The organism is Enterobacter sp. Acro-832 (assembly GCF_011752745.1).
Taxonomy (GTDB): Bacteria; Pseudomonadota; Gammaproteobacteria; order Enterobacterales; family Enterobacteriaceae; genus Enterobacter; species Enterobacter quasiroggenkampii.
The window spans coordinates 1-839 of sequence record NZ_VWWX01000020.1 but is presented as its reverse complement, the minus strand read 5'-3'; the positions used below and the strand labels follow the sequence as shown (position 1 = coordinate 839).

1 protein-coding gene is annotated in these 839 nt (G+C 64.0%); it reads left to right on the top strand.

The genetic code is table 11. The features are described 5' to 3' along the window. The first annotated feature begins 176 nt into the window (after positions 1–176). Positions 177–782, top strand: a complete 606-nt coding sequence (locus F3J31_RS23190) for a flavin reductase family protein (protein ID WP_167215711.1) — start codon at positions 177–179, stop codon at positions 780–782. The last annotated feature ends 57 nt before the right edge of the window (positions 783–839 follow it).

Sequence of the window (839 nt, the reverse complement as noted above, 5' to 3'; positions counted from 1 at the left end):
GGCTTCGACCGCACCGGCGCGCAACGTTTCGCTGAAGATGGCTTCGACCGCACCAACGCCCACCGCATCAGCTAAGCGCTGATGCGTGCACCCAGCCCGGCCTAGGCCGGGCTTGATCATTTCCACGCGGGCAAAGGCTTGGCACACTAGGCACTTCGTTTCCAAGAGCCAGGCAGATGTACTACTACGAACCCGCCAAAGGCCACGGCCTGCCCCACGACCCCTTCAATGCCATCGTCGGCCCGCGCCCCATCGGCTGGATTTCTTCCCAGAGCGCAGACGGCCAGTTGAACCTGGCGCCCTACAGCTTCTTCAACGCCTTCAACTACATTCCGCCGATCATCGGTTTCTGCAGCGTCGGGCGTAAAGACAGCCTGAACAACCTCGAGCAGACCGGCGAGTTCGTCTGGAACCTGGCCACCCGCCCGCTGGCCGAGCAGATGAACCAAAGCTGCGCCGCCGTTGCCGCGGACGTGAACGAGTTCGAACTGAGCGGGCTCAGTGCGGTTCCATCGAGCATCGTCAAGGTGCCAAGGGTGGGCGAAACGCCGGTGGCCTTCGAGTGCAAGGTGAGCCAGATCGTCCAGCTCAAGCGCGCAGACCAGGCGCTGGTGCCCAGCTGGCTGATTCTCGGGGAAGTGGTGGCGGTGCACATTGCCGAGCACCTGCTCAAGGACGGTATCTACGACACCGCCGCCGCCCAGCCGATCCTGCGCGGCGGCGGCCCGGCCGATTACTTCGAGCTGGGCAACCTGTTCAAGATGCTGCGCCCGCAGTCCTGATCACCACAGCAGTTCGCCTTCCTCGCCTACGCCCTGCAGGCGCGAAAGTTCGGCGCA